Raw genomic sequence first — 25772 nt, 5'->3', positions numbered from 1 at the left:
GTAAGATGTTTGAGGCGATGGATGAGCAAGGAAATCGAATCAACAGTCAGCTTGAGACCTTACAATCGTTAGCAGGTAAAATACTATACTGTCCGTATTGCCAAACACGCCTTCGGATCCGGCAAGGGAAAAAACGGCTACATTTTGTTCACGTAACGGCCTGTACCGGTGAATCGTCAGAACATCAATTTTGGAAAACACGACTTGCTGCCCATTTTGAAAATTTACGATTTAAGGTTGAAATTGAGGCGGTACGGGGGCGAAGACGATTTGACCTTTTAATATGGCCCGGAGAAATCGGGATTGAGATTCAGCGCTCGAAAATGAGCGCTGAAGAATGGCGACGAAGATGGTCGATCGATCAACAAGGCGGATATCAAGTACGGTGGATCGGGTTTCATGAGTCGAGCGGTCAGTTTCTTAAGCTCGATGGCTGGATGAAACCGGCATTTATGAAGAATGGTTATATTGATTTAATCGAGCAGGAACGAATTATCCGCTACATGCATCCACTTCCGTTCGCACAACGTTTTGTAATCTGTCAGCGCGTGTCCTTGTCAGTGGAGCAATTTCTTTTCCCACGTCCGGTTCCGCGACAATTCCTCGAACGACCATGGACGACACTGATAAAACACTATCGGCTTCGTCCGTTTTTTTCTTCGTTACCGCATCGTTATGTACGCTTTCCTCTTTATCACTCCAATCTTTATGTCTCTACACTTCCATCCTGGTGTTTTTTGCCCTTATCTGCGTTACTTTCCGTACCCGTCCATCCTTTTGAAATTCAAATAGCAGTTTACCTGCGTTTAAAAGGAAATTACTCCGTGCCCAATCTCCTTTCATTTCTCACAGAATGTCTGACACAGATGAAGATTCGATTTGAGCTAGCTGATTTATATGCTCTGATTGAAGAATGGATGGCGATTATCAACTTTCTTCAATACCACCTGTCTGAACTTTTTCAAAACCGTCCTGCTGATTTATCGGCTCGTTTGGAAGAAGATCAAAGGTTAGCAGGAGCGCTTCGTTTGTTTGTCGAAAGGGAAACAGGTATAAATGAAGTAAAGGAGTGATTCATATGGCAGAAGTATTAACACGGAAAGACGTCAAGAACGAAGAAACGTGGAATTTAGAATCGATTTATGAAACGAACGAAAAATGGGAAGAGGAGTTTGAGTCAGTGAAAGCAATGCTTCCACTACTTGTCGAGTATAAAGGGCGTCTTGCACAGTCGGATGCAACTTTATATGAAGGACTTCAACTTCGTGACGAAATCTCAAGACGGCTGCATAAGCTCTATACATATGCACATATGCGTTACGATGAAAATACGGCGGATAGTTTTTATCAGGCGATGAATGACCGTGCCCGGACGCTGGCTTCGCAAATTGGTGCAACATTAGCCTTCATGACACCTGAGCTGTTGGAAGTTCCAGAAGAGACGATCGCTTCGTACTTGGATCAGAATCCGGATCTTGCGCTTTACCGTCATGCATTTGACGAGTTGAACCGTGAACGGGAACATGTCTTGTCAGAAGCGGAAGAGGCAATTCTCGCAAAAGCAGGAGAAGTTCTCGGACAGTCGGGAACGACATTTGGCATGTTAAATAATGCAGATATGAAATTCCCGAAAATCAAAGGTGAGGACGGGGAAGAGGCAGAACTGACGCACGGACGTTTCATCACGTTCATGGAGTCAAAAGATCGTTCTGTACGCGAGGACGCGTTTAAAGCGATGTATGGGACGTATAGTCAGTATACGAACACATTAGCCTCTACTTTAGCCGGTTCCGTCAAAAAAGATAACTTCTATGCCGAGGTCCGGAAGTTCAAAACGGCCCGCGAATCAGCGTTACACGGAAACACGATTCCGGAGCAGGTATATGACGGATTGATTGAAGCGGTTCACGAACACCTTCCGTTGTTACACCGTTATGTTGCTTTACGTAAACGGATTTTAGGCGTCGATGAACTGCATATGTATGATATGTATACACCGCTCGTCAGTGAAGTCGAAATGAAGGTGACGTACGAAGAAGCCAAACAGTTGATGGTGGATGGATTAGCACCACTAGGACCTGAATACAAACATATTCTTGAAGAAGGTCTTGCGGAACGCTGGGTCGATGTCCGTGAAACACGTGGTAAGCGGAGTGGTGCCTATTCGTCAGGCGCATACGATACACAGCCGTTCATCTTGATGAATTGGCAGGATAACGTCAACAACTTGTTTACATTAGCACACGAGTTTGGTCACTCCGTCCATAGCTACTATACACGTCAGAATCAACCATACGCTTATGGTGATTATTCAATCTTTGTCGCTGAGGTAGCATCGACGACAAACGAAGCACTCCTAAATGATTACTTGTTGAAACGTGTGACGGATAAAAACGAGAAACTGTACCTCTTGAACAACCAATTGGAAACATTCCGTGGAACGTTATTCCGTCAGACGATGTTTGCAGAGTTCGAACACCAGATTCATGAAGCGGCACGTCTTGGACAAGCGCTGACACCTGAATTCTTAACTAAGACGTACTATGCCTTAAATGAAACGTATTTCGGTGAGGGTATCGTGTTAGATGAAGAAATTGGTTTGGAATGGGCGCGGATTCCACACTTTTATTACAACTATTATGTCTATCAGTATGCGACAGGTATTTCTGCAGCAGCGGCACTGACTTCGCAAATCTTAGAAGAAGGAGAGCCGGCGGTCGAGCGCTACATCAATAACTTCCTCAAAGCAGGATCAAGTGATTATCCGATTGAAGTCCTCAAGGCGGCAGGCGTCGATATGACGACGAAAGCTCCGGTTGAAGCAGCCCTCCGTCAATTCGAACGGGTACTCGATGAATTTGAAGCACTGCTCGGAGAATGACAATTTTGTGAAAATATGAACAAAGGGCTTTCGAAGAGGGATGTATTCGATTATACTAAACATGTGAAGCGAATCACATTCCCCCTGATGATTCTCTTTTCCCCCATCCGAGTTTAAAAGAACGACAAAGAAGCTGCTTCCGCGATTGACGTGGAAGCAGCTTCTTTAAGTTAAGCATGGGCAGAATCTTTTAAATGACGCCATACTTTACCGTCACAATACGTCAGTGAAACGCATTTTTGTTGAAGCATTAACTTTTTCAATTCGTGTTCAACCTGCGCTTCTGTTGCATCATAGATAAATGCAATTTCAGAAGTCGTTGCGGTGTCATACCGTCTCAAGAATTGTTCGAGAGGAGGCTTTGCCTGTTTCTCAAACGGTTGTTCTAACAATTCGTTCAGAATCGATACATAAATCAAGTATTCATAATGGCCTTCAGCCTTGATTGCTTCCTCATCTCCAACAAAAGCAAGCGTCGGGAGAATACGTACGTCCCAATCGGTCACCAGTTCAGTTTCCTTTTCGAGCATCAATTGAATGGTATCTGATTCGATATCACGATGGAATTCTGCTAAATCAAGACCAAATTCCGTTAATGCTTCTGCCAATCGCATCAGGGAAGAGCGCGAATAAGCGCTTTTTCCTTCGACATTATGCAACATGCGTAAACGACGCATGAATCGCATGCCAAACGTTTTCCCCTGCAATTCAATTGCTTTTAGAATCAGCAGAGGTGACATATCACACGCTGATCGCGAAGGCGCACAAGGAATTGTTGCAATTGTCCGAAGACGGAACAGATGACCGTATTCTAATTCTAATTTCTTGAGAACGGGAATCAACCGTAAACCATCCGTTTGTGTGATGTCTAGAAAATGATAGATTTCTAGTGGTTTTGTCGGTTGTTGAATTGATGGTTCGTCCAATGAACAATATGAACCGTTGCATTGTTCGTGTTCCATCCGTTCACCCCTTTTCTTTTTAATATCGTTACCCTATTTTAGCAACGAAAAAAAAGAAAGAGCAAAGGTTTTGCTTGTACATTTCTACACGATTAACGTGTAAGCGCTTTACGGTCCATAAAACGGACGATTTTATTTTTTGTTTCACGAAGGGGAATCTCGTTTGTTTGCAACAGTTCTTCGAACGCACGTTTACCGGCCGCGTAGTTTGTCACTTCAAATTCAAGTTCATAATCTGTGGTGCCTAAATACGTACTTTTATCTAAAACTAACAAACCGCTTTCCAGTTGTTTCTCGAATCGTTCTGTTTCAAGGCGTCCTAAATGTTCAAGTGAAGTCGTTAATTCGAATTTTTCCAACTGCTGATTCATTTCAGGAGAGTGGATCAAACCGTATTGGAATAAATCTTCCGCCTCTTGTTCGGACAAAGACACATGTGTTTCAAGTAACCCGTCGTCCTGCGGTTCTTTCAAAGTCAAAACCAAACCGGTCTTCTTTTCACGAATGCGCAATGCAGCACCGTAGCTACGAAGTTCAAACGTAGGTGTATCAAAATAGTCATTTGCTTGCCAAACAGAAGACCCGGATGTATTGTACCGTTCCATCAGTTTGGTGTAATCCGTTTCGTTTAACAGGTTTTTAAATTCAATTTCCATTTCTTGTCTCATTTCCGACCACACCTTTCTAGTTGAATGCTTGAAAATATGATACCATGAATGGTGTAGTGGAACGAATTGAACTAACAATTTAGACTAAAAGTGGTGACAATAACGATGACAAAAGAAAATTGGGACTTATTTCTCGCACCGTATCAAATCGCAGTGGATGAATTAAAAGTAAAATTAAAAGCCATTCGAAAACAATTTCAACAACGTGGGGAACATTCACCGATTGAATTTGTCACAGGACGTGTCAAACCTGTAAAGAGTATCTTACAGAAGGCTGAACGAAAATCGATTGATATCGAGTTATTGGAACAAGATATGCAAGATATAGCAGGTCTCCGGATCATGTGCCAATTCGTGGATGACATCATCCATGTCTTAGAACTGTTACGTTCACGGGGAGACTTTAAGATTGTCGAGGAACGCAACTACATTACACAAAAGAAGGAGAGTGGGTATCGTTCGTACCACATCATCATTGCTTATCCTGTCCAAACGATTGAAGGAGAAATCCCGACACTTGTTGAGATTCAAATCCGGACACTTGCAATGAATTTTTGGGCGACGATCGAACATTCTTTGAATTATAAATATCAGGGGAACATTCCCGAAGAGACACGGGAACGATTGAGGCGTGCGGCTGAAGCAGCGTTTCTGCTCGATGCGGAGATGAGTCAGCTGAAAGTAGAGATACAAGATGCTCAAGTCGTTTTACATGAACGAGAGGCGACCGAAGCAAAGAATCGAACAAAAGAGTAGGGGGATGACGATGCGTTTTGCGGTTACGGCTCGGGGCGATGAACGTTCCCATATGCTGAAGGAACAAGTAGAACAGGCGTTGATCGAACGGGGAAGTCATCGAGACGTCGTTACTCCGGAAATCGTGATTTCAATCGGCGGGGATGGTACGATGTTGCAAGCCTTCCATTCTTATTTGGATCAGGTCGAGGAAATCACGCTGGTCGGAATTCATACCGGGCATCTCGGCTTTTATGCCGACTGGAGACCGGAAGAAATGGATGAATTGATTCAACACATCGCGGACGATAACATAGCGACCGTTGAATATCCGCTACTTGAATTATCGATCGATTATGCAGACGGTTCGACGAATAAACTGTTGGCATTAAACGAATGTACGATTAAAAGTTTTAATCAGACATTGGTCTGTGATCTGTCGATTCGCGGAGAGTATTTTGAAACGTTTCGTGGTGATGGTCTGTGTATTTCAACCCCATCCGGTTCAACAGCCTACAATAAAGCACTGGGCGGGGCCATTGTGCACCCGGCGCTCGAGGCGATCCAGATCACAGAAATGGCTTCAATCAATAACCGGGTGTACCGGACGATTGGATCCCCGATGTTATTGCCGAAGCACCACGATGTCGAGATTCAACCGGTCAATCCGATTGATTTTCAATTGACATACGATCATTATGCATCGATTGTGCATCAAAATGTTAAGTCAATCCGTTGTCGTGTGTCCGATAAAAAAGTCAAATTCGCCCGATTCCGCTCTTTCCCGTTTTGGCAACGCGTCCGAGAATCATTTTTAGCAGAAGAAAGAAGTTAATTATAAAGAGGTAACGTGATGGCATTTCAAATTGAACAACAAGTAACTTCTATTGAAGATGGCTGGAGTGTCGGTCATTTTTGTACGACACGCCTCCATATTTCCCGAAAAATGTTAGTTTCGATCAAGCACCACGGGAATATTTTACGGAATGGACAACATGTCAACGTCAACGAGCCCGTTCATGAAGGCGACCGGATTCATGTCCGGTTTCCGGAAGAACAGCCTGCTCAGGACATGCATGCGACAAGCGGGGAACTCGATATCCTCTTTGAAGATGAATGGCTGTTGATTGTCAATAAACCACCGGGCATGGCTTCCATTCCGTCCCGACTCCATCCAGAGCGGTCATTATCGAATTTCGTGCTCGGTTATTACCGGCAACATCAAATTCCATACGCGATTCATATCGTCAATCGGTTGGACCGTGACACGAGTGGTTTGGTCGTTTTTGCAAAACATGCCCTTGCGCATCATCAGTTGAGCAAGATGCAACAGAATGGTTTGCTCGATCGCCGGTACGTGGCGTTGATTGAAGGATCAATCAAACCTCAGACAATTGATCTTCCGATCGGTCAAACCGATCATTCCTTCATGGAAAGAATGGTCCGGGAGGATGGTCAACAGGCAGTAACGCATATCTTAACGAGTGAGCGAATTACTGCGTTTTCGCGTGAATTGTCCCGATTGACGATTAAACTGGAGACGGGAAGGACGCATCAAATCCGGGTTCACCTTGCTGCACTTGGTCATCCGTTAGTCGGAGATACGATGTATAAAGGGACACCATTGATTGCGAGACAAGCACTACACAGCGCATCTGCTACGTTTCCGCATCCGGGGACAGGTGAGGTGATGACATTCGTCGCACCGTTGCCGGACGACTTAAGTCTTTCGTGAATACCAAAAGAGTGGCACCCGACTGGATGCCACTCTTTTTTGAAGTTAATCTTCATCAAACATCGAGATACGGGACTGTGAAGCAATTGCCATGATCAAGCCGAGTCCAACCAAGTTAACAATCATCGTCGACCCTCCGTAACTAATGAAGGGAAGCGGGAGACCGGTGATCGGTAAGACACCCATCGTCATACCGATGTTTTGGAAGATTTGGAATGTGAACATGGCGACATAACCCGTTACGATATACGTTCCAAACGGATCTGCTGTTTCCAGCGCGATTTGAATCAACCGGTAGATGAAAAGGAACAAGATAATTAGAACGACGGCTGCGCCGATAAAGCCGTAGTGAGCTGAGATCGCGGTGAAGATAAAATCGGTATGCAGTTCGGGAACTGATACTTGCAGTTTTCCGTACCCGACACCAAACATCTGACCTGAGCCGATGGCGTTAATCGATTGGACCAGCTGATAGGAAAGGTCATCCGCATACTCAAACGGTTGTAACCAAGCCATAATCCGGTTCATCGCATGCCCCGGGAAGAAGGTGGCGAGTAAATCATTCTGGAAATAAAACAGATAAAAGAATCCGACAATTGCGACGGTCAACAAGCCGAACATAGTAAGCAACCATTTCCAGTTCAAGCCGGACAGTAACATCGCACACGCTAAGATGACGCAGAGAATCAAACCGATTCCTAAGTCAGGTTGAATGATGATTAAAGCAAGCGGAAGCAACGTAATCGCGGCCATCTTGACTAACAGCAGGAAGTCCCGTTCATGTTGGACATACCGGGCATTGTGTTCCGAAATCACCGCAGCTAACGTAACAATCAGAAAAAACTTCATGAACTCAGCCGGTTGAACGGTTCCGATGACGGGGAACTGATACCAACCGTACGCCCCTTTAATGTTTGCGACCAACGGCGTATTACGTAAAACAACGAGACCAATCAGGGAGATGATCCCTGCTCCATATAAGTACCAGTGAAAACGTTTCAGCTGCTCATAATCGATGAGAATGACGACAGACAGTGCGATAAATCCGATGATATACCACTGAATCTGTTTTGCCATGAAATTGATTTCACTGATTGCCCCTTGTAAGAAAGGTTGCGCGGTATAGATTGCGATGACACTGATGACCATCAAACAACCGAGCAAAAAAAGCAACGTGTTATCATAACGTTGTGTAAATGATTTAAAACGGTTCATTCCATCCCTACTTTCTGTCTCTTTCTATATTACCGTAATTTATCAAAATCGCAATATCAAGAGCGATGGTTGACAGAAGCGTTACGTTTTTGTAACCTAGATATAGGTGTTATTACCAGGTACTAATTTAAGGGGGAACTCATAATGAATATTTATCCTTCGCTTGAGGGAAAGACGTATGTTGTAATGGGTGTCATCAATCAACGGTCAATCGCATGGGGAATCGCACGTGCTCTTGATGCGGCAGGGGCAAGTCTTGCCTTTACGTATGTCGGAGAACGCTTCAAGGCGCCACTCGAAAAGTTAGGTCAAGAACTTTCACGACCGGCGACGTATTATACGTGTGATGTCACGAGTGATGCTGAAATCACACAAGTATTTGAAACGATTCATGCCGATCACGGACAGATTTCAGGAATCGCTCACTCGATTGCTTTTGCCGATAAAGAAGCATTACGTGGTGAATTCTCAGGTGTGACACGCGAACAGTTTGCGCAAGCACTCGATATCTCGGCATACAGTTTGACGGCTGTTGTGAAAGCGGCAAAAGATTTCTTCACGGAAGATGCCTCTGTTATTACATTGACGTATCTTGGTGGCGAAAAGATGGTCCCGAACTACAACGTGATGGGCGTCGCGAAAGCGGCACTCGATGCAAGTGTCCGTTACTTAGCAGCAGAATACGGAAAGCAGGGTGTTCGCGTCAACGCGATTTCAGCCGGTCCGGTCCGAACGGTTTCTGCAAAAGGTGTCGGTGATTTCAATTCGATTCTCGAAAGTATTGAAGAGCGGGCACCACTTCACCGTAATGTCACGACAGAACAAATTGGTCAAAGTGGATTATTCCTCTTGTCCCAGATGTCGAGTGGTGTTACGGGTGAGATTCTTCACGTCGACAGCGGTTTCCATATCTTATAATATAATAAGAATTTTCGTTCATTCCGAACTAAACTGTACAGTTAAAACCAAGGGAAACCTTGGTTTTTTGTTTTTCTTAAAGAGATTTTGGGAATAACAGAATAACGAGCTGAACTTTAGGGAGGGATATTCTATGTACCAAGTAGATTTTACGGTAGTCCAATATGTGAATCGGCAAGTCAGAGTCGATTTGGAGCGGAAAACAGAACCGGTCGCCCGCATCAATCCGATCAAGCGTGTCGAGCCGCATCATGCTGAGCTGGAAGAACAAGCAAATGCTTATGGGGTTTTGCCAGAACTAAAACTTCCCGGTCGCAAGTTCGACCGGGAAGTTTGATGTTATTGACCTGTAAATCGGAACGTTTCGTACACACTCCATGAACCATTTTCGAGTTCATACAGAAGAGCCATCTTGGTGACATCTTCTTGGAAACGGATATCTTCCATTTTCAATCGTTCGAGAACGTCGAATAATTCGACATCGGATAAATCTTGACCGATTGTAATGTGAGGTAAGAAATCATACTTCGGTGTGTGACTAAGATCACCCGAATGCAAGGCTTGATGTAATTGTTCCAATTCATCCGTCGGCATGACTTTTAAAAATAAGACATTATTCGTCGGATGGAAAGACCGAGCGCCTTGGATATGAAGTGAAACCGGTTTCGTTTGCTCTGCTACCTGATTGAGAGCAGCTACGATGGAATCCAGTTCGGTATCATCGACACTGATCCGTTCTCGCATCGTAATGTGTGGTGTGATTAACGCATACTTGGAATCGTACCGTTTTCGGTATGAATTCGCAAAATCCTGAATTCGTTTCGATGGAAACAAAACTACCCCGATGTTCATCGAAAATCCCCTACTTTCCCCTGAAATGATAACGCTTTACAGGATAATCATGACGGATTATCGGTGTGATGTCAAAGAAGTTTGAGGGGAGAGCAGCAATCCGTGTATACTTGTGAAGAACTTTGTCAGAGAGGTGGATTTTGTCATGAAAGAAAAAGCACATTCTAAAGAAGTAAAACAAGCAGCAATCGATAAGCTGCATGAGCGAGGTGTCACGATTCATGCAATTGCTGAAATCGTGTATCAAATGCAAGCACCATACACGATTGAACTTACGCTTGAAACCTGTGTCAGCTCCGTGGAACGTGTTCTCGAAAAACGGGAGTTGCAGCATGCTATTCTCGTTGGGGCAGAACTCGATATTTTAGCCGAAAAAGGATTGTTATCTGAACCGCTTTTATCCATCATTCGTAGTGATGAAGGATTGTTTGGCGTCGACGAGACGATTGCAATTGGAGCTGTCAATACGTACGGTTCGATTGCCGTAACGACGTTTGGTTACTTGGATAAGGCTAAGATCGGGATTATCAAAGAGCTGGATACAAAGGTCGATGACGGACGCGTCAATACCTTCATGGATGATATCGTAGCAGCCATCGCTGCCAATGCGTCTGGACGTCTTGCACACCGATTACGTGATAAAGAAGATTATTCGGCCGAAGAACTTGAGCAACGGAAAGGGACGTATTGATGAAACTAAATCGAAAAGCTTTAGCTGTTTCAGGAATTGCGTTCGTCATCTTTCTCGGAATCGCTATCTCCATCCGGTTGACGGGCTATTTTTTATTTGACGCGCAACTGTCCAATCGCATGTCGAAACAAGTCCCGGCTGACTATGTCAGTTGGTTCACGCAGTTAGGATCAGGAGTAGGAGCCGTAACGGTGACGCTTCTGTTAACCGCCATCAGTTATTACCTGTGGCGAGATCGAGTGGGAAGTATTTGGTATCTGTTATCCTTTTTGGCGGTGGCCGTTCTCAATCAAGTTGCTAAAACTTTTTTTGTCCGGGATCGTCCTTCACTCAATGAATTGGTTGGCGGAGTCGGCTACAGTTTTCCGAGCGGTCACTCGTCAATGGCTTTTGCAGTGTACGGTGGATTTTTGATTTTGAGTTGGCGGTTTTTAAACCGGGCCGGGAAAATCATTTTGGGAATCTTTCTTAGTCTGTTGATTTTAGCAATGGGTTCGTCACGTATTATCTTGAACGTGCATTACTTCTCAGATGTTGTTGGTGGTTTTTGTTTTGCTGCGTTCATCTTGTGTCTGTCCTATGCCTTCATCTCATCGCGACGTAAACAAAAGGAGACCGGTCATCATGTTATTAATTGATATCGATCACAGTCTGCTTTTTGATGAAACGGCGATGAAGACGATTGCAGTTCCTACTTTATTAGTAGAGCGAGTAGGAGAAGAAAAACGGTTCATGACGATGCGGACGCATTTGCGATTGAAACGTCTCGTTGAAAAGAACGGTTTGATTCCATTTACGAGCCGCACGTTTGAGGGATTCCGGCATTTGGAGTTGTTTCAAATTGATGCGAAGCCGAAATGGTCTATTCTTGAGAGTGGTAGAACCTTACTGAAGGATGGGAAACCAGATAAACGTTATGCAAACTGGTTACGACAATACGAAGAAAACCCTTCTCTGGAAACGGTACTCCGTTATTTAGAGGAAGTGGAGCAGTTCGATTGGACCGTTTATCCGGCAGAAGCATGGGAAAAACGAATCACTCGTCCGCATCAGACGATTTTGCGCCAAGAAGATGAAGCGACGATGCTTGATGATGTCTTTAAACAAATGAATGATTTGCAGCAAGGATAACACTTACCCGAATGGGGACACTTAATTCAAAGGTCCCATTCGGTTTTTTTGTGTAGATGGACTGTTATACGGGCACTAAAAAAGATGACTCCGATGTAATATCGGAATCACCTAATAAGCGGGAGCAGCGTCCAAAATAAAGGAAGTCGTTCAAGGTTACTTCTTATAGGTTGACAGTCAAATCATCGAACCAGTACACACCAACGGTTTCCGATCCAGCGTGCGTGAGAATGGATGGACCAAACTGTGTAATTTCGATTGAAATCTGTGGCAATTTTGTTTGCAGCAAATCGCGTAATTGTTCGGCAGAAGACCGCGCAAGTGTATGGCCGATGTAAAGGGTCTGATTGTATAAACCAAACTGTTCGATTTTAGTAGCGATCTCGAATGACATTTCGTGAAAAGCTTTTTTAATCGACCGCACTTTTTTAAACGGAACCAGTTTACCGACCTCGTCGAACTTCACGATCGGTTTAATGTTCAGCATGTTGGCCAGTAAAAATTGACTGCTGGAAACACGACCACTTCGACGCATCGTCTCCATGTTGCCGATAATCAGATAGAAATGAGAGTGGTGCTTGAACTGTTCCAAGACTTGCATGACTTCTTCCGGCTGCTTACCAGCTTGCGCCATTTCGATGGAAAGACGTAACATGTTTTGTTGATTCGTAGCACCGGTGTAAGAGTCAATGGCATATAACTTAAAACCGACAGCATCCGCAGCGGCGACAGAACTGGCATACGTCCCACTTAAGCCGCTCGTGATGTGAACAGCATACGCATAATCATAACCGTCTGCTTGTAAACGCTCGTAAAGTTCAACTAACTCACCAAACGACGGTTGTGAAGTCGTCGGGATGACAGAAGAATTTTCGCGCATTTTTTGATCCAGTTGTTCAATCGACAGATCAGCATATTCCCGGTATGATTCTCCGTTGATGATGATGACTGTTGGTACGACATGGACTCCGAGTTTTTCAGCTTCCCCGGATGGGAAAAAAGCCATACTATCGGTAATCCAAGCAATCTTATCCATTAAAGCGACGCCTCCAGTAGAATTTCATTTTTTTAATCATACCATAGCGATGAAAGCGGCATCACTAGCCAATCTGTTTTTCAGGAATAGAATTTGGAGAAACGTGTCTAATCGATGAACTGATGAAGAAGGTGATCAAAACAGGCAACAGCCAAGCTAAACTTTTATCGGATAACGGCAAGAATGAATATACAGCGACTATCGGATCAGGCAAAACTTTTAACGTATGGAGAGCACTTAATAAAGAGAACAAGGCCGTGACCGATAAAGTGGTTCGATACACAAGTGATGGTCTCTTCAGCAAAGAACGGATAAAGGTCAAACCAATCAGGACGATGACGATCGGATACAGGAACATCAAGACAGGTACCGCAATCGCAAGTAAGGCATCAAGTCCGACAATTGAAACGGAAAAACCTAAAACGGTTGTGATAATGCCGGTGACCGGAAGTGTGAGACGGGTTGAGAGCGACATCATATATTCTGAAAAAGCTGTGACAAGACCAACAGATGTCGTTAAACAGGCAAGCAAAATAGCGACTCCCAAAATCATCAGACCAATCGTTCCGAATGTACTTTCGGCATATTGTTGTAATAATGAAGGACCATTGATTACCCCGACTGCTCCAAAACTATTCCGACCAATGAAGCCGAGTCCGGTGTAAACCAGAGTCAGTGATAGTGCAGCAATCAATCCGGCTTGTGTCACGGTCTTTAATTGGACTTTTCGACTTTTTAAACCTCTGACATGTAGCGTATGCAGGACGATGACACCAAATACAAGAGCGCCGAGAGCGTCAAGCGTCAAGTATCCTTGAAGAAATCCCTGAATGAATGCATCTGTAAAACCATCGTACGAAGAGGCGGGGGGTTGAACTGCCGATAATGGCGTTAAGATACTGCTGATACTGAGTGTCGCAAGTGCCAACAGCAACAACGGAGTGATAAAACGACCAATGATATCGAGCAGTTTGCCCGGTTTAAGGACAAGATACAACGTGATTAAAAAGAAAACGGAAGAAGAAATCAACAGCGTCGTTTGACTAGGACCACTTAAGAAGGGAACAACACCAAGTTCATACGTGACGACGGAAGTCCGTGGAATTCCAAAAAAAAGGTCCGATGGCGACATATAAAGCAAAAGTCAGTAGAGCACCGACGAATTTAGGAAGCGGACGGGCAAGTGTACTGATTCCCCCGCCGACCCATGCGACAGCAATCAATCCAGTCAGAGGTAATCCGACACCGGTAACAATGAAGCCGAGTATTGCAGGAAAAAACTGTGTTCCGGCCAGGGCACCGAGTTCAGGAGGAAAAATCAAATTACCCGCACCAAAGAATAATGCGAAAATCATAAAACCTAAAGCAAAAACATCTTTTTTACTCATAATATATCTTACCTCCTGTTTTTTTTTACGTTATTCACTATATCACCGGATGAGAAGTGATGAAAGAATTTTTAGAAAATTCATTTGTTTTCAAGGTTTATTTTTTGACTTTACCAAAAAAAGCCCATGTCATGGTTAGAAGATCTCTAACGGTGACATGAGCAGGATGTTGCAGGAATGATAAAGTAAAGGAGTAAGTGGTTTAGCTAGACGCCATGAAACGACCTTTTTTTTGTCGTCTTAATTTATGGAGGAGCCAAGCGTGAACGACTTCGCACGATTGACGAGGGAGGGTCAGTTCCACGAGTGGTTCTTGCTGCTGACCATGGATAATAAATAATCCTGTTTCTTCATCAATAGGTGAGATAGTCATTGAGCTCGCTTCATTCAACGATACTTTCAGTTCGCCTGTTGTGGCATCCTTCAATTTCAGGATGTTTCCGTTCGTTGCAAACTTGGTGAATGAACCGATACCGTTCACTTTTAACTGATCCATGCTAAATTCCTCCTTCGGTTGATCCAAACTTATTTAAATCATCAGAAAAGCGGTTCCAACTTCTAACTTCCAAAAGGTTAATCTCATTATAACGAAGTCTGGACCAGATACCAGTCTTAATTTATGTGAAAATTCCGATTAATCAGTAATGGTATTGTCATATAGAGGATTATACAAAAAACGAGCAAAAAGTACCGTATGAAAAATATGAGAAAACTATCCTGTTATCAAGTAAAAAAAGTGATTAGGATCAACGTAACTCCAAACTCCAATTTTTTTTACGATGGATCAACTCACCACGAAGGATGATCGATTCTTTTTTTGTCTCAAGATCTTCTTTCAGAACATGCATGTCTTCGTATCGACCGGCGATATAAACCGGAATGGTCGTTTGACGTGTGAACATCGATTGCCGTGTATGCGTGAAATCGATCAAAATTCCTTCTTGTAACAATTGACGCAGATTAATGATGATTTCCGCTGTAAGAGGTGAAAGGGTCGGAATACGGAGTTCGCGACGGATTTTTTGTTGCACTAATGTGGATAAGACTTGTTCGATACTGGGCCAATCTTTTAAATAAGCCGTTGCCTGTGTCCCATTATGCTCACTGAAATAGGCCCATTCGTTTTCGACGGAAGTCATGAATGGACTAGGCATTCCGCGTTTCATATGCATTAAAAACAACAGCTCTGCAATTTCAACATCTGTCAGGATATCCAGGGAATGAGAAGAACGGATATCAATGGCGTTCAGTGGAAAACGTTCTACATCATTCGATTGGACAAATTGTTCGACTTCATGCGCCTCGACATAATGAAAGGCGGTCCTCGAAGAATATTTGATGGATTTGAAAGCGGCTCCTGAGACGAGCAGGGCACTTTTTGAATCAATAGACGTGATAAAGTCCGCAAAAGTAACACCGGACATCGTCAAACGATGATTTTCGGCATCTTCATACAAGTAGAGCAGGGAGTTGGACATAAACGAGCGACTTCCTTTCGTGGTCAGGACGTGAATAAGTTCAATAGTAGCAAAACTTCTAATGAGCGAAAAGGGTATTTCCTTCTGAAAACGGGCATAATATAAAAAAGAGGTGATTGGGCATGTGGGGGTTAAGAAAACCATTCCCGGAACTAAAAACAGAACGCTTCATCTTGAGAGAACTGGAAAACAAAGATGCACGAGATCTATTTAAGATTTTATCGGATGATGAGGTCATGTATTACTACGGATCAGATCCGCTGGTCACGGTGTATGAAGCAAAAAATGTCATCAGTTACTTCAAAGAACAATTCACCCAAGGGAAAGCGATTCGATGGGCGATTGCCGACCAACAAACGAATCAACTGATTGGAACGATTGGATTTCATAATTGGTTGACCCAGTATCACCGGGCAGAAATCGGATTTGAAGTCAGCCAAGACTATTGGCAACAGGGAGTGGCCTCGGAAGCAGCACGGGCAGTCTTGACACACGGATTTGAAGACTTCGCGCTGCATCGAATCAGTGCACTCGTTGCACCTGAAAATATCGCGTCCAATGCACTGGTTCAGAAACTTGGTTTTCAAGCAGAAGGATTACTTGAAGATTATGCGTACAGTCATGGACGATTTATGGATTTAACGATCTATCGAATGCTTGCATCGGAATGGAAAGGATGACTAGTCGAATGTCGAAACAATCACTTGTGTTACTACATGGATTTGCCGGAGGAACGGATTATTTTAATCGGGTTGAAGCGAAACTGCGTCTGTCGTTTGATGTACTCGTGCTGGCTCTGCCTGGTCATGAAGGACAATCAGTCGGTCCGGAGACGATTGAAGAATTTGCCTCATGGGTGATGGAGGACTTGGAACGAAGAGGGATTGAACGGCCGATTCTGATTGGACATTCGTTTGGCGGTTATATCGTCTCCTCGATTGTCGAGATGTATTCGGAAAAAATCAATGGATTTGGTCTTGTCTACTCAACGGCTAAAGCAGATACGGACGAAGCCAAACAAAAAAGAAATCAAAACATCAGCCGAGTCCAAGAAATCGGTGTACGGGAATTTGTTGACGGGTTAGTTCCCGGCCTATTCGCTGAAGGTACTGATGTGATGATCGTCTCTGAAGCGAAGGAAATCGGTTATATGATGACTGTCGAAGGGGCAATACGGGCGCTGACAGCGATGCGTGACCGTAGAGATTTGACAGCCGTCTTAAGTCGAACGGATGTTCCAGGAGTGATCATCCACGGAACGAAGGATCCTTTAATTTCGGAAGCGAGTGCATTTGCGCCTCAAAACGAACGGATTATAAAACGTTCGACGGACAGCAGTCATATGGGGATGCTTGAGACACCGGATGCATTTTGTGAAATTTTAGAAGAAGTGTTCTCAGAGGAGAAGTCTTGAGGGCAATCTGTCTGATCAGCGTTCACCACACGGTGGGCGCTTTCTTGCTTCTTTTACGTAACCGGTTGAAAAAAGATACAAAAGCGTATGCGTTGCATTTTTAATTGAATTTCTGAATGATGAAAGGGGAGGGATTAAGATGAAAATTATAGCAATTGAACCAACACCAAGTCCAAATAATATGAAGGTCATCGTTGATGAAACGTTTTCGGAAAAGGGACAAACGTTTGAACATGCATTTGGTGCACCGGATCATGTAGCAAAATTACTGGAGATTCCAGGCATTAAGTCGGTTTATCAAGTGAGTGACTTTTTAGCCGTTGAACGGTTTCCGAAATATGATTGGCGTACGCTAGTCATCGAGATTCGCCGGTCCTTTGGCGAAGTACTCAGCGATGTCGAACAACATGAGACGGATGAGGCATTTGAGCCTGTTCATCTGTTCATTCAATTTATTTTAGGTGTACCGATGCAACTAAAAGGAGTCAAAGGACTAGAAGAAAAACGCCGCGGATTACCCGACCGGTTCCGGGAAGCTGCGCTATTCGTTCAACCTTATGTGAAGAATGTCATCAGTGACCGCCGCTGGGTCGAACAGGCACCGCGTTACGGGGATTTAGATGAAAGTTTGGCAGAAGTAGCTCAAGAAATCGAAGTCGCGTATCCAGCAGAGCGGATTGATCGCTTAAAGACTATTGCTTCAGGGGAAGAAGTCACATTTGACGGACAGGCGTTAACGTCGTCAGATTGGAAACAGCGTTTTGCAGCTCTAGATGAATTACCGATTGAATTGAACTGGGTCCCGGCATACGCCAAGATGCTTCAAGATGAAAAGATGCAGATCAGAAGACAGGCTGTAGTCAAACTCGGAATGTTTGAAGATAACCGATTAGAGCTGCTGGATTATATAACAAATGCGCTACACGACCCGTCAAGCAGTGTACGGCGAACGGCCGGAGATACGATTTCCGACTGGGCCTTGCCGGAGGCGGAAGTGATGATGATTGAAGCGTTGACGGATAAAAATAAACTGGTCCGTTGGCGGGCTGCCCGCTTTTTATTTGATGTTGGAACGGAACAATCGATTCCACGGTTAAAGGAAGCCGTGCAAGATAAGGAATATGAAGTCGCGCTTCAAGCGGAACTGGCATTGGCACGAATCGAAAGTGGGGAAGAAGCACTAGGTACGGTTTGGCAACAAATGAATCGAATGTCGGGTGAAAGTTCATAAGAACCTCAAAAAAGAAGTGTATGAAGAACCATTCGACAAAATAACAATTAAGATGTCTAGGTATATTTTACCTTCTAACGAAAAGATATGGGAAAATATGAAAAATATTTTGTAATGGTTTTGAAACGGAATTGAAATGTCGTTATAAATCACCATTTTAAAGGTGTATAACCCAACTATTTTAACATTCCAATAAATGGTTGTATTTTTTGGAATAAAGTTTTGACACGAAATGTCGAACGAGAATTTTCCGATGTTTTTCCTGTTTTGATAAAGTGAAATCACAATAACTGATTCGATTTCAAACAGCTATTCTGGTTTGACTGACATCTGACATAACAAAGGAGATTCGGGGACATGATACTTTTTGCTGAAACAGATCTAGCAGTAGGATACAAAGAACGTACGGCTTCGGGTGTATTCGTAACGATTGAAACAATGGACAGCCGGACAATTACACTTGTGGCACCGGCAACGGCAACGGATGCCATTTGCGATGAATTGTTTGTAACGGGGATTGAACAATTGTTTTCTACATCAAAAATGACAGTAGCCATTCCGGTTGCTTAATTGATGAATCAAAGAGGCAGGATGGGGGAGAACCTTATCCTGCCTCTTTTTTGTGCTAAAATTGAGAAGAGAGAAGAGAGGAGGCATTGTTTTGAAATGGATTATCCTGTTATCCTGTTTATGCGTACTGACCTTGATGTTGGCTGGATGTAACCAGCAAGAACAAAAGAAAGCGACGACACAAGGCGATGCCACGGAACAACCGATTGAAATCAAGGTGTCCGGAAAACAATTAGAACCAAACGTCGTCTTAGCTGTCGTCCAATTAAAAAATCCGAATGAACAAGCGGTGACCCTGACATTCCCGACATCCCAGCGATTTGAATTAAAAATCAAGGATGCGGATCAAAAAGTGCTCTATACTTTTTCGCAAGAGCAAGTGTTTACGCAAGCGATTGAACAAGAGCGCTTCAAAGGGTTGGAGACAAAACGTTACGAAGTAAGAATTGAGCTTCCGGATTCCAGTCATCCGACGCAAGTCGAGGCGATGACCATCCGTCAAGTAAAGGGAGATGCGATTTCCAACGGGAAAGCGCAAAATGAAATCTCGAACTAGGCAAGTATAAAAAAAGCTGAAGGAGTGTGACGGTTTCATGCAACAGGAAATCATTCAAGTGACGGGGGTCAAGCCGGTCATCGTTGCTGAAGAAGAAATTAAACAACGCGTTCAATTTTTAAAAGAGTATCTTGTGCATACAGGGGCAAAAGGACTTGTTCTTGGTATTTCAGGAGGACAGGACTCCTCATTAGCGGGTCGCCTTTGTCAACTCGCTGTTGAAGAGTTACGCAGTGAGACGAATCGAGATTATCAATTTTACGCCGTACGATTACCGTATGGTCAACAACAAGACGAGTCGGATGCCCAGCTTGCATTGTCATTCATCCGTCCGGATCATGCGTTGCGAGTCGATATCAAGCCGGCCGTTGCTGCTTCCATGGCTTCTTTTGAACAGGCAACGGGAGGCGTTTTGTCTGATTTTAGCAAAGGAAATACAAAAGCACGGGAACGAATGAAGGTGCAATATGATATAGCGGCTCATTACGGCTGTTTAGTCGTCGGAACAGATCATGCAGCAGAATTCGTAACCGGTTTTTATACGAAACACGGGGATGGAGCATGTGATTTAACACCATTGACCGGACTGAACAAGCGCCAAGGAAAACAGTTACTCCGTGAATTACAGGCACCTGAAGGATTGATTGAAAAAGTTCCGACAGCCGACTTAGAAGACAATCAGCCGGGGTTGCCTGATGAACAAGCGCTGGGAATGACATACAATGAAATTGATGATTATTTAGAAGGTAAAACGATTTCCAGTGAAAGCCAGGCTAAGCTGGAAGGTCAGTACAAACGAGTGGGACATAAACACCATATGCCGGTCTCGCCACTGGATACTTGGTGGAAATGAGTAATCCATTGCAGACGACAGCTGAAACAGCTGTCGTTTTTTTCGTCTGAAAATCGGGAAAAGACTCAAAACACATCAATAAGAGAGTCGGACGGGAGGTAAAGACATGGAATCAATTGCAGTCGTTGGTGGTGGACTAGCGGGATTATCAGCCGCAGCCTTGCTTGCCAAACAAGGAAAACGTGTTCAGCTATATGATGCAGCGATGTTAGGCGGAAGAGCGACCTCACAAATCATCAAAGGGTATACGTTTAACTACGGGGCGCATGCAGTGTATGGGCGGGATCATTCCGTGTTAAAGACGATCATTAAAAGCTTGAAATTAGAGATTACCTGGCTGGACTTTTCTTCGACGAAAGCAAAATATGAATTTTCCGGCCACTTAACTGCTGCTCCGGCTAATGCGATTGGTCTCTTGAAGACAGAAGTGATTGGCGGAACGGATAAACTTCGTTTTACATGGGAAGTTGTGAAAACAGTTCTCCGTCTTGAAAAAGGAGTGCCAGAGTTGTCAATTGGTCAATGGCTGGTGCAAGAAAAAGTCGAAGAAGACGTGTCACGCTTGATGCTTGATTTAGCGTCCAGTAATTTTTTTACGACCGAACCTGAAAACATTCCGTCAGTCGTCTATTTTGACTATTACCGGAAACTTTTTCGGACACGAAAACCGGTTTCGTATATCGCCGGCGGATGGCAAGTCCTAATTGATGAATTGGAACGTGTCCTGCAAGAACAGGGAGGGACGATTCACCGGAAAACTAAAATTACAGCGATTGAAGAAAAGGAACAAGGATACCGGTTACGTGACCGGAAAAAAACGGAATGGACTGTTGACCGGGTTGTCTTGGCGCTTCCGCCCCGTGATATGCGAAAGCTCGCCTTACCTGCCACCGTCCAATCCTTTATCGAACCTTTTGCCCAATATGAACCGGTAGAAGTTCTTGTGTACGATGTCGGAATCAGTCCATATCTCAAAACACCGTTTTCATACGTTTACGACCGTACCCATCAACTGTTCGTCACCGATTTATCTCATTACGATCCGAGTATCGCACCGGAAAACGGTCAGGTCTTACAAGTCGTCGCCTATCTTGCGCATCAGGAAGTCGGAAATCCAGATTATTTAGCGGAAAAGGTCAAACAGATTCACCGGCTTCTCGATCAGCATTATCCGCAATGGCAGGAACGTCTGGTCGTCGAACGGACAATGAAGCGGGCGATCGTTCAAGAAATCAAATGGAAGATGGGGCAAACTCCCCTCCCTAATTTTATGCAGGATGGACATAAGGAGACGATGGCTTTTGTCGGGGATTGGTGTGAAGGAGAAGGGCAGTTATCGGAATTGTCTTTCTCGAGCGCGTTGAACGTAGCAGCGGAATGGCAACAAAAAAACGCTCATTGAGCGTTTTTTTGTTTCGGATAAAAGGCAAGAGCAATCAAAATCGTAAAAGCAATCAAACTCATCATCGGAATCGTCAGGAAACCAAAATAATTGACCCACTTGATGAGGCAACCGTTCGTGCAGAGTGCTTCTCCGTCCGGTAAGCGTTCGAGTATGACGTGATAGGCTGCGACCGCAAATCCGAGTAACGTATATAATCGAAGAAAAAATCCATCGACCGGGCGATTACGGAATAAGGATACAAGCAAATAAATGGCGGTCGTATACATGAACAGACGTTGCCACCAGCACAACGGACAAGGAATGAATCCGCGAATCTCACTGAAATACAAACTGCCTAAAGTCGCGACCGTTGAGACGATCAACATAAAATGATAGCGTGACATATGTACCTTCCTCTCTAACGTGTTAAACTAATGCCATCTTATATCATGAGGAGTCGAATCATACATTGCAAGTGTCGGAAATGGAAATGTTGATTACGTTATCAGAAGAATTGAACATGAGACGGGCCGCAGAACGTCTTTTTGTCTCGCAACCTGCTCTCAGCCAGCGTCTGGTCGCAATCGAGCGGCGCTGGGCAACAAAGCTGTTCATTCGTTCATCACGTGGACTGAGTATCACCCCGCAAGGTGAAAAAGTCATCGGACTCGCCAAAGAAATGAACCGAAAAGAACTGGAGCTTAAAAGTGAATTGACGGCGGAAGAGGGGGCTGTTTACGGTACACTTCGGATCGCTGTCGCGTCCATTATGGGACAATATTGGCTTCCCCGTGTCCTGAAACGGTTTGTCGAACGTTATCCGCATGTCCGTGTCCAATTGGTCACAGGGTGGTCAAGTGAGATGATGCGCCATATGCTGGAAGAGCATTTTCATATTGGTATCATCCGCGGAAATCCTGATTGGAAAGGCGTGAAGGAACGGCTGTTCTCGGATCCGTTATATCTTGTTGACAGTGAACTGACGTCACTCGAACAGCTTCGGAAAACAGAACGTCCTTTCATTCAATTTAAAAGTGACTCGACGTACTATCAGGAGATTTTAGAATGGTGGCAGGACCGTTTTTCGAGTCCACCGGCCCGGACGCTCGTCGTTGACCAGATTGAGACGTGTAAACAGATGGCGCTTCACGGGATTGGTTTTGCCATCTTACCGGAATCAACGATTCATGAAGCGAGTGAAGTGATGCAGATTCCGCTTAAAACGTCATCGGGAAAAATTTTAAAGCGGGACACGTGGATTCTATCGACGGAGTCGATGCTTGAATTAAAACAAGTCCAAGCGTTTTGGGACATCGTCAAAGAAGAAGGAGGAAGTCAGTCAGATGGAATACGCAATTGAAATGCGCCGAGAACTTCATAAAATACCGGAGCCGGGTTTTAAGGAGTTTAAAACGCAAGCTTTTATCCTCGATCAAATCCGGTCGTACCCGGAAGATCGTGTTAGTTATGATACATTCGAAACAGGAGTATTTGTCCGCGTAAAAGGTTTAACGGGGAACCGGACGATTGGATATCGGGCCGATATCGATGGATTACCAATCGAAGAAGCAACGGGGTTACCATTTGGTTCTGAACACCCGGGCTTCATGCATGCCTGTGGTCATGATGTTCACGCATCCATCGCCTTAGGTTTGTTACGCCGGATTGTCGAACTGCCTGTCATGGATGATGTCGTCTTCCTGTTCCAACCGGCTGAAGAAGGACCGGGTGGGGCGGAACCGATGATCAAAAGCCCGCTGTTTGAAAAGTATCGTCCGAGTGAGATGTATGGTCTGCATGTCGCGCCGGAATATCCGGTCGGGACGATTGCAAGCCGGCCTGGTGTCTTGTTTGCGAGTGCCCGGGAAGTTCATATCACGATTTATGGACAAAGCGGTCATGCAGCCTTTCCGCATTTGACGATTGATACGGTTGTTGCTCAGGCGGCATTGATCATGCAACTTCAGACGATTGTCAGTCGTTCGATCAATCCAATGAACTGCAGTGTCATTACGATCGGGAAAGTGGAAGCGGGAATCCGGGAAAATGTCATTGCAGGTCGTGCTTTACTCGACGGAACGATGCGTGCGCTTAACGGAACAGACATGGAAAAACTAGAGCAACGTGTGCGTGACATCGTACGCGGCATCGAAGCTTCATTCGGCGTAAAAATCGATTTACAGTTTGGAAATCGGTATTATGAAGTCGTCAACGATCAACGAGTCGTTGATAAATTTTCGTCCTTCGTCAAAATGAATGCGAATTATATTGAGTGCGATGCTGCAATGACAGGAGAAGATTTTGGATTCATGTTAAAAGAAATTCCCGGCATGATGTTTTGGCTTGGTGTCAATAATGCTACGTCCGGATTACACCAGCCGACCCTGAATCCGGATGAAGATGCCATTCCCTTCGTCATTAATTTACTCGATCATTATTTCCGCGAATATGTCTAAACAAAAGACGTGACAATCGGCCCTTTATTCCTGAAAAAAATGGATAAAGGGCTTTCATTTTATAGAAGAGAACAGTTTTCGAACGTTTTGTGAAATAAATCACGAGTATATGTGAACAATTTGTTACATCAAACATTTAAAACAGACACAAATGATTATGTTCTCTATGATACGGATATAAACAATATATAGAAGTACGTCTAGAAAGAGGGGGCTATACACATGTTCAATGATCCAGTCATGCTCAGTCGATTATTGACAGGGCTCACATTAGCATTCCATATCATCTTTGCGACGATTGGGGTAGGGGTTCCATTGATGGTACTCGCAGCGGAGTACATCGGAATTAAACGAAAAGATTCAGACTATATTCTTCTGGCTCGACGCTGGACGCGTGGTTATATCGTAACTGTAGCGGTAGGTGTCGTAACCGGAACAGCAATTGGATTACAATTGTCGCTCCTATGGCCTTCTTTGATGCAAGTAGCAGGTCAAACGATCGCATTACCGTTGTTCATGGAAACTTTCGCCTTTTTCTTTGAAGCGATTTTCCTCGGTATTTATCTCTACACATGGGACCGGTTTAAAAATCCGTGGTTACACTGGTTAATCGGGATTCCGGTCGTCATCGGGGCAACATTATCCGCCTTCTTCATCACGACGGTCAACTCATTCATGAACTCACCAGAAGGATTTAAAATTGTCAACGGGACACTCACGCAAATCGAACCGTTAAAAGCGATGTTTAATACGGCGACACCGACAAAAGCAACACACGTCATCGTATCCGCTTACTTGACGGTTGCTTTTATCCTGGCAGCGATTGCAGCTTTCCATCTGTTACGGAAGAAAACCTTGTCGGCAGCAGAAACGGCATATCATAAAAAAGCTCTTCGCTTAACGGTCATGGCCGGATTAATCTTTGCGTTCTCAACTGCGTTAGTCGGAGATTTCTCCGGGAAATACCTGGCGAAATACCAGCCGGAAAAATTAGCAGCAGCAGAATGGCATTTTGAAACAACAAGTGAAGCCGAGTTGATTTTCGGTGGAATCCTGGATGAACAAGCGGACGGCAGTTATGAAATCAAAGGTGCCGTCAAAATTCCGTATGCTTTATCCATTCTCGCAGGCGGAGCGCCGGATACAGAAGTCATCGGGTTAAACGAATTCGCCAAAGAGGACCAGGCACCACTGTTTGTCCACTATTTCTTCGATATCATGGTATCGATCGGCATGTATTTAGCCGCCATCTCGGCCCTGTTCGTATTGGCTTTCCGACTCAAAAAGTTGAATCCATACAACAAGTGGTTGTTACGCGGTATCTTTATCGGTGGACCACTCGCCATCGTCTCGATTGAAGCAGGCTGGATGTATGCGGAAATCGGACGTCAACCGTGGACGCTCTATGGTATTATGAGAACGGCTGATGCGGCGACCACTTCGACCGCTGTCGGACCGATGTTGATTTTATTCAGTTTACTGTATCTGTTGCTCGGAACGATTTGTACAGTCGTCCTGCTCCGGATGTTTAAAAATAACCCTGTCGGCAAAGAACTCGCAGATGATCATCATACACGTGGTGAAGCGATGTTTGCGGACGACAACAAATAAGGAGGGA

The 25772-nt window shown here is 44.4% G+C and carries 30 protein-coding genes; 20 read left to right on the top strand and 10 right to left on the bottom strand.

Annotated features, from left to right (window positions below; genetic code table 11):
- Positions 1 to 5 precede the first annotated feature (5 nt).
- Together ACP26N_RS11095 and pepF are read left to right on the top strand one after the other, a co-directional pair.
- Positions 6 to 1073, top strand: coding sequence for a competence protein CoiA family protein (locus ACP26N_RS11095; protein WP_131502688.1), 1068 nt, complete (start codon positions 6 to 8; stop codon positions 1071 to 1073).
- 5 nt (positions 1074 to 1078) lie between these two features.
- The gene (pepF, locus tag ACP26N_RS11090) at positions 1079 to 2881 is read left to right on the top strand and encodes an oligoendopeptidase F (RefSeq protein ID WP_188004545.1); all 1803 of its coding nucleotides are present in this window, start codon (positions 1079 to 1081) and stop codon (positions 2879 to 2881) included.
- 170 nt (positions 2882 to 3051) lie between these two features.
- Here pepF and ACP26N_RS11085 read toward each other — a convergent pair whose 3' ends face one another.
- On the bottom strand, positions 3052 to 3843 hold the full coding sequence (locus ACP26N_RS11085) for a DsbA family protein (RefSeq protein ID WP_114595373.1): 792 nt from the start codon (positions 3841 to 3843) through the stop codon (positions 3052 to 3054).
- A 92-nt stretch (positions 3844 to 3935) separates the two neighbouring features.
- A complete protein-coding gene (locus ACP26N_RS11080; RefSeq protein ID WP_251138588.1) occupies positions 3936 to 4511 on the bottom strand; it encodes a CYTH domain-containing protein in 576 nt (191 codons plus the stop codon).
- A gap of 105 nt (positions 4512 to 4616) precedes the next feature.
- Here ACP26N_RS11080 and ACP26N_RS11075 point away from each other — a divergent pair, with 105 nt between their 5' ends.
- From ACP26N_RS11075 to ACP26N_RS11065, 3 genes are read left to right on the top strand one after another with little or no spacing between them, the layout of a single operon-like run.
- Positions 4617 to 5267 carry a GTP pyrophosphokinase gene (locus tag ACP26N_RS11075; protein ID WP_034769792.1) on the top strand — a complete coding sequence of 217 codons (651 nt, stop codon included), beginning with the start codon at positions 4617 to 4619 and terminating at the stop codon, positions 5265 to 5267.
- A 10-nt stretch (positions 5268 to 5277) separates the two neighbouring features.
- Positions 5278 to 6081, top strand: a complete 804-nt coding sequence (locus ACP26N_RS11070; RefSeq protein ID WP_114595374.1) for an NAD kinase — start codon at positions 5278 to 5280, stop codon at positions 6079 to 6081.
- Between the two features lie 18 nt (positions 6082 to 6099).
- On the top strand, positions 6100 to 6981 hold the full coding sequence (locus ACP26N_RS11065; protein ID WP_131502686.1) for an RluA family pseudouridine synthase: 882 nt from the start codon (positions 6100 to 6102) through the stop codon (positions 6979 to 6981).
- Between the two features lie 45 nt (positions 6982 to 7026).
- Here ACP26N_RS11065 and ACP26N_RS11060 read toward each other — a convergent pair whose 3' ends face one another.
- Positions 7027 to 8196 (bottom strand): FtsW/RodA/SpoVE family cell cycle protein, encoded by a 1170-nt coding sequence (locus ACP26N_RS11060; RefSeq protein WP_131502685.1) that lies wholly within the window; start codon positions 8194 to 8196, stop codon positions 7027 to 7029.
- Positions 8197 to 8340: 144 nt separating this feature from the next.
- On the opposite strand from ACP26N_RS11060, the gene fabI reads away from it, so the two are divergent.
- Both fabI and ACP26N_RS11050 read left to right on the top strand, forming a co-directional pair.
- Positions 8341 to 9114, top strand: coding sequence for an enoyl-ACP reductase FabI (gene fabI / locus ACP26N_RS11055; protein WP_114595377.1), 774 nt, complete (start codon positions 8341 to 8343; stop codon positions 9112 to 9114).
- A 133-nt stretch (positions 9115 to 9247) separates the two neighbouring features.
- The gene (locus ACP26N_RS11050) at positions 9248 to 9451 is read left to right on the top strand and encodes a hypothetical protein (RefSeq protein ID WP_114595378.1); all 204 of its coding nucleotides are present in this window, start codon (positions 9248 to 9250) and stop codon (positions 9449 to 9451) included.
- Positions 9452 to 9453: 2 nt separating this feature from the next.
- Here ACP26N_RS11050 and ACP26N_RS11045 read toward each other — a convergent pair whose 3' ends face one another.
- On the bottom strand, positions 9454 to 9966 hold the full coding sequence (locus ACP26N_RS11045; RefSeq protein WP_131502684.1) for a YjcG family protein: 513 nt from the start codon (positions 9964 to 9966) through the stop codon (positions 9454 to 9456).
- 145 nt (positions 9967 to 10111) lie between these two features.
- On the opposite strand from ACP26N_RS11045, the gene ACP26N_RS11040 reads away from it, so the two are divergent.
- Genes ACP26N_RS11040 through ACP26N_RS11030 form a run of 3 tightly spaced genes read left to right on the top strand, consistent with a single transcriptional unit; the run spans position 10112 to position 11788 of the window.
- Positions 10112 to 10657, top strand: a complete 546-nt coding sequence (locus ACP26N_RS11040) for a phosphatidylglycerophosphatase A family protein (protein WP_026827879.1) — start codon at positions 10112 to 10114, stop codon at positions 10655 to 10657.
- Positions 10657 to 11295, top strand: a complete 639-nt coding sequence (locus ACP26N_RS11035; RefSeq protein WP_426353824.1) for a phosphatase PAP2 family protein — start codon at positions 10657 to 10659, stop codon at positions 11293 to 11295. The genes ACP26N_RS11040 and ACP26N_RS11035 overlap by 1 nt, the downstream gene beginning before the upstream one ends.
- Positions 11282 to 11788: a hypothetical protein gene (locus ACP26N_RS11030; protein ID WP_131502682.1), complete on the top strand. Its 507-nt coding sequence runs from the start codon at positions 11282 to 11284 to the stop codon at positions 11786 to 11788. The genes ACP26N_RS11035 and ACP26N_RS11030 overlap by 14 nt, the downstream gene beginning before the upstream one ends.
- 163 nt (positions 11789 to 11951) lie before the next feature.
- On the opposite strand, the gene ACP26N_RS11025 is transcribed toward ACP26N_RS11030, so the two are convergent.
- From ACP26N_RS11025 to ACP26N_RS11005, 5 genes are all read right to left on the bottom strand, one after another.
- The gene (locus ACP26N_RS11025; RefSeq protein ID WP_131502681.1) at positions 11952 to 12824 is read right to left on the bottom strand and encodes a DegV family protein; all 873 of its coding nucleotides are present in this window, start codon (positions 12822 to 12824) and stop codon (positions 11952 to 11954) included.
- 64 nt (positions 12825 to 12888) lie between these two features.
- Complete coding sequence (gene brnQ / locus ACP26N_RS11020; protein ID WP_426353822.1) at positions 12889 to 13956, bottom strand: branched-chain amino acid transport system II carrier protein; 1068 nt, start codon at positions 13954 to 13956, stop codon at positions 12889 to 12891.
- A complete protein-coding gene (locus ACP26N_RS11015) occupies positions 13901 to 14212 on the bottom strand; it encodes a branched-chain amino acid transport system II carrier protein (protein ID WP_426353820.1) in 312 nt (103 codons plus the stop codon). Before ACP26N_RS11015 ends, brnQ begins: the two co-directional genes overlap by 56 nt.
- 202 nt (positions 14213 to 14414) lie before the next feature.
- Positions 14415 to 14708: a hypothetical protein gene (locus ACP26N_RS11010; protein WP_026832492.1), complete on the bottom strand. Its 294-nt coding sequence runs from the start codon at positions 14706 to 14708 to the stop codon at positions 14415 to 14417.
- 250 nt (positions 14709 to 14958) lie between these two features.
- Positions 14959 to 15690, bottom strand: a complete 732-nt coding sequence (locus ACP26N_RS11005) for a hypothetical protein (protein WP_426353818.1) — start codon at positions 15688 to 15690, stop codon at positions 14959 to 14961.
- Between the two features lie 122 nt (positions 15691 to 15812).
- Between ACP26N_RS11005 and ACP26N_RS11000 the strand changes: the two genes are divergently transcribed.
- The 7 genes from ACP26N_RS11000 to ACP26N_RS10970 all read left to right on the top strand — a co-directional run bounded on the left by ACP26N_RS11000 (position 15813) and on the right by ACP26N_RS10970 (position 21716).
- Positions 15813 to 16370 carry a GNAT family N-acetyltransferase gene (locus tag ACP26N_RS11000; RefSeq protein ID WP_012370898.1) on the top strand — a complete coding sequence of 186 codons (558 nt, stop codon included), beginning with the start codon at positions 15813 to 15815 and terminating at the stop codon, positions 16368 to 16370.
- An 8-nt stretch (positions 16371 to 16378) separates the two neighbouring features.
- Complete coding sequence (locus ACP26N_RS10995; RefSeq protein ID WP_131502678.1) at positions 16379 to 17104, top strand: alpha/beta fold hydrolase; 726 nt, start codon at positions 16379 to 16381, stop codon at positions 17102 to 17104.
- Between the two features lie 139 nt (positions 17105 to 17243).
- Positions 17244 to 18335: a virulence factor gene (locus tag ACP26N_RS10990; RefSeq protein ID WP_426353816.1), complete on the top strand. Its 1092-nt coding sequence runs from the start codon at positions 17244 to 17246 to the stop codon at positions 18333 to 18335.
- A 357-nt stretch (positions 18336 to 18692) separates the two neighbouring features.
- Positions 18693 to 18905, top strand: a complete 213-nt coding sequence (locus ACP26N_RS10985; protein ID WP_114595387.1) for a hypothetical protein — start codon at positions 18693 to 18695, stop codon at positions 18903 to 18905.
- A 91-nt stretch (positions 18906 to 18996) separates the two neighbouring features.
- Positions 18997 to 19461 carry a BsuPI-related putative proteinase inhibitor gene (locus ACP26N_RS10980; protein ID WP_426353815.1) on the top strand — a complete coding sequence of 155 codons (465 nt, stop codon included), beginning with the start codon at positions 18997 to 18999 and terminating at the stop codon, positions 19459 to 19461.
- 37 nt (positions 19462 to 19498) lie between these two features.
- Positions 19499 to 20314, top strand: a complete 816-nt coding sequence (nadE, locus tag ACP26N_RS10975; RefSeq protein WP_131502674.1) for an ammonia-dependent NAD(+) synthetase — start codon at positions 19499 to 19501, stop codon at positions 20312 to 20314.
- 106 nt (positions 20315 to 20420) lie between these two features.
- A complete protein-coding gene (locus tag ACP26N_RS10970) occupies positions 20421 to 21716 on the top strand; it encodes an FAD-dependent oxidoreductase (protein ID WP_131502673.1) in 1296 nt (431 codons plus the stop codon).
- Here the strand turns inward: ACP26N_RS10970 and ACP26N_RS10965 are convergent.
- Positions 21710 to 22102, bottom strand: coding sequence for a disulfide bond formation protein B (locus tag ACP26N_RS10965; RefSeq protein WP_131502672.1), 393 nt, complete (start codon positions 22100 to 22102; stop codon positions 21710 to 21712). The genes ACP26N_RS10970 and ACP26N_RS10965 overlap by 7 nt on opposite strands.
- Positions 22103 to 22167: 65 nt before the next feature.
- Here ACP26N_RS10965 and ACP26N_RS10960 point away from each other — a divergent pair, with 65 nt between their 5' ends.
- From ACP26N_RS10960 to ACP26N_RS10950, 3 genes are all read left to right on the top strand, one after another.
- Entirely contained in the window at positions 22168 to 23058 is an 891-nt protein-coding gene (locus tag ACP26N_RS10960; RefSeq protein WP_012370890.1) for a LysR family transcriptional regulator, read from the top strand.
- The gene (locus ACP26N_RS10955; protein ID WP_114595392.1) at positions 23042 to 24154 is read left to right on the top strand and encodes an N-acetyldiaminopimelate deacetylase; all 1113 of its coding nucleotides are present in this window, start codon (positions 23042 to 23044) and stop codon (positions 24152 to 24154) included. Before ACP26N_RS10960 ends, ACP26N_RS10955 begins: the two co-directional genes overlap by 17 nt.
- Before the next feature lie 222 nt (positions 24155 to 24376).
- Positions 24377 to 25765 carry a cytochrome ubiquinol oxidase subunit I gene (locus tag ACP26N_RS10950; RefSeq protein ID WP_131502670.1) on the top strand — a complete coding sequence of 463 codons (1389 nt, stop codon included), beginning with the start codon at positions 24377 to 24379 and terminating at the stop codon, positions 25763 to 25765.
- Positions 25766 to 25772 lie beyond the last annotated feature (7 nt).

Source organism: Exiguobacterium sp. R-39 (genome assembly GCF_049942815.1).
Lineage (GTDB): Bacteria > Bacillota > Bacilli > Exiguobacteriales > Exiguobacteriaceae > Exiguobacterium_A.
The sequence above is the reverse complement of the archived record's forward strand: the minus strand, read 5'-3'. Positions and strand labels throughout refer to the sequence as shown.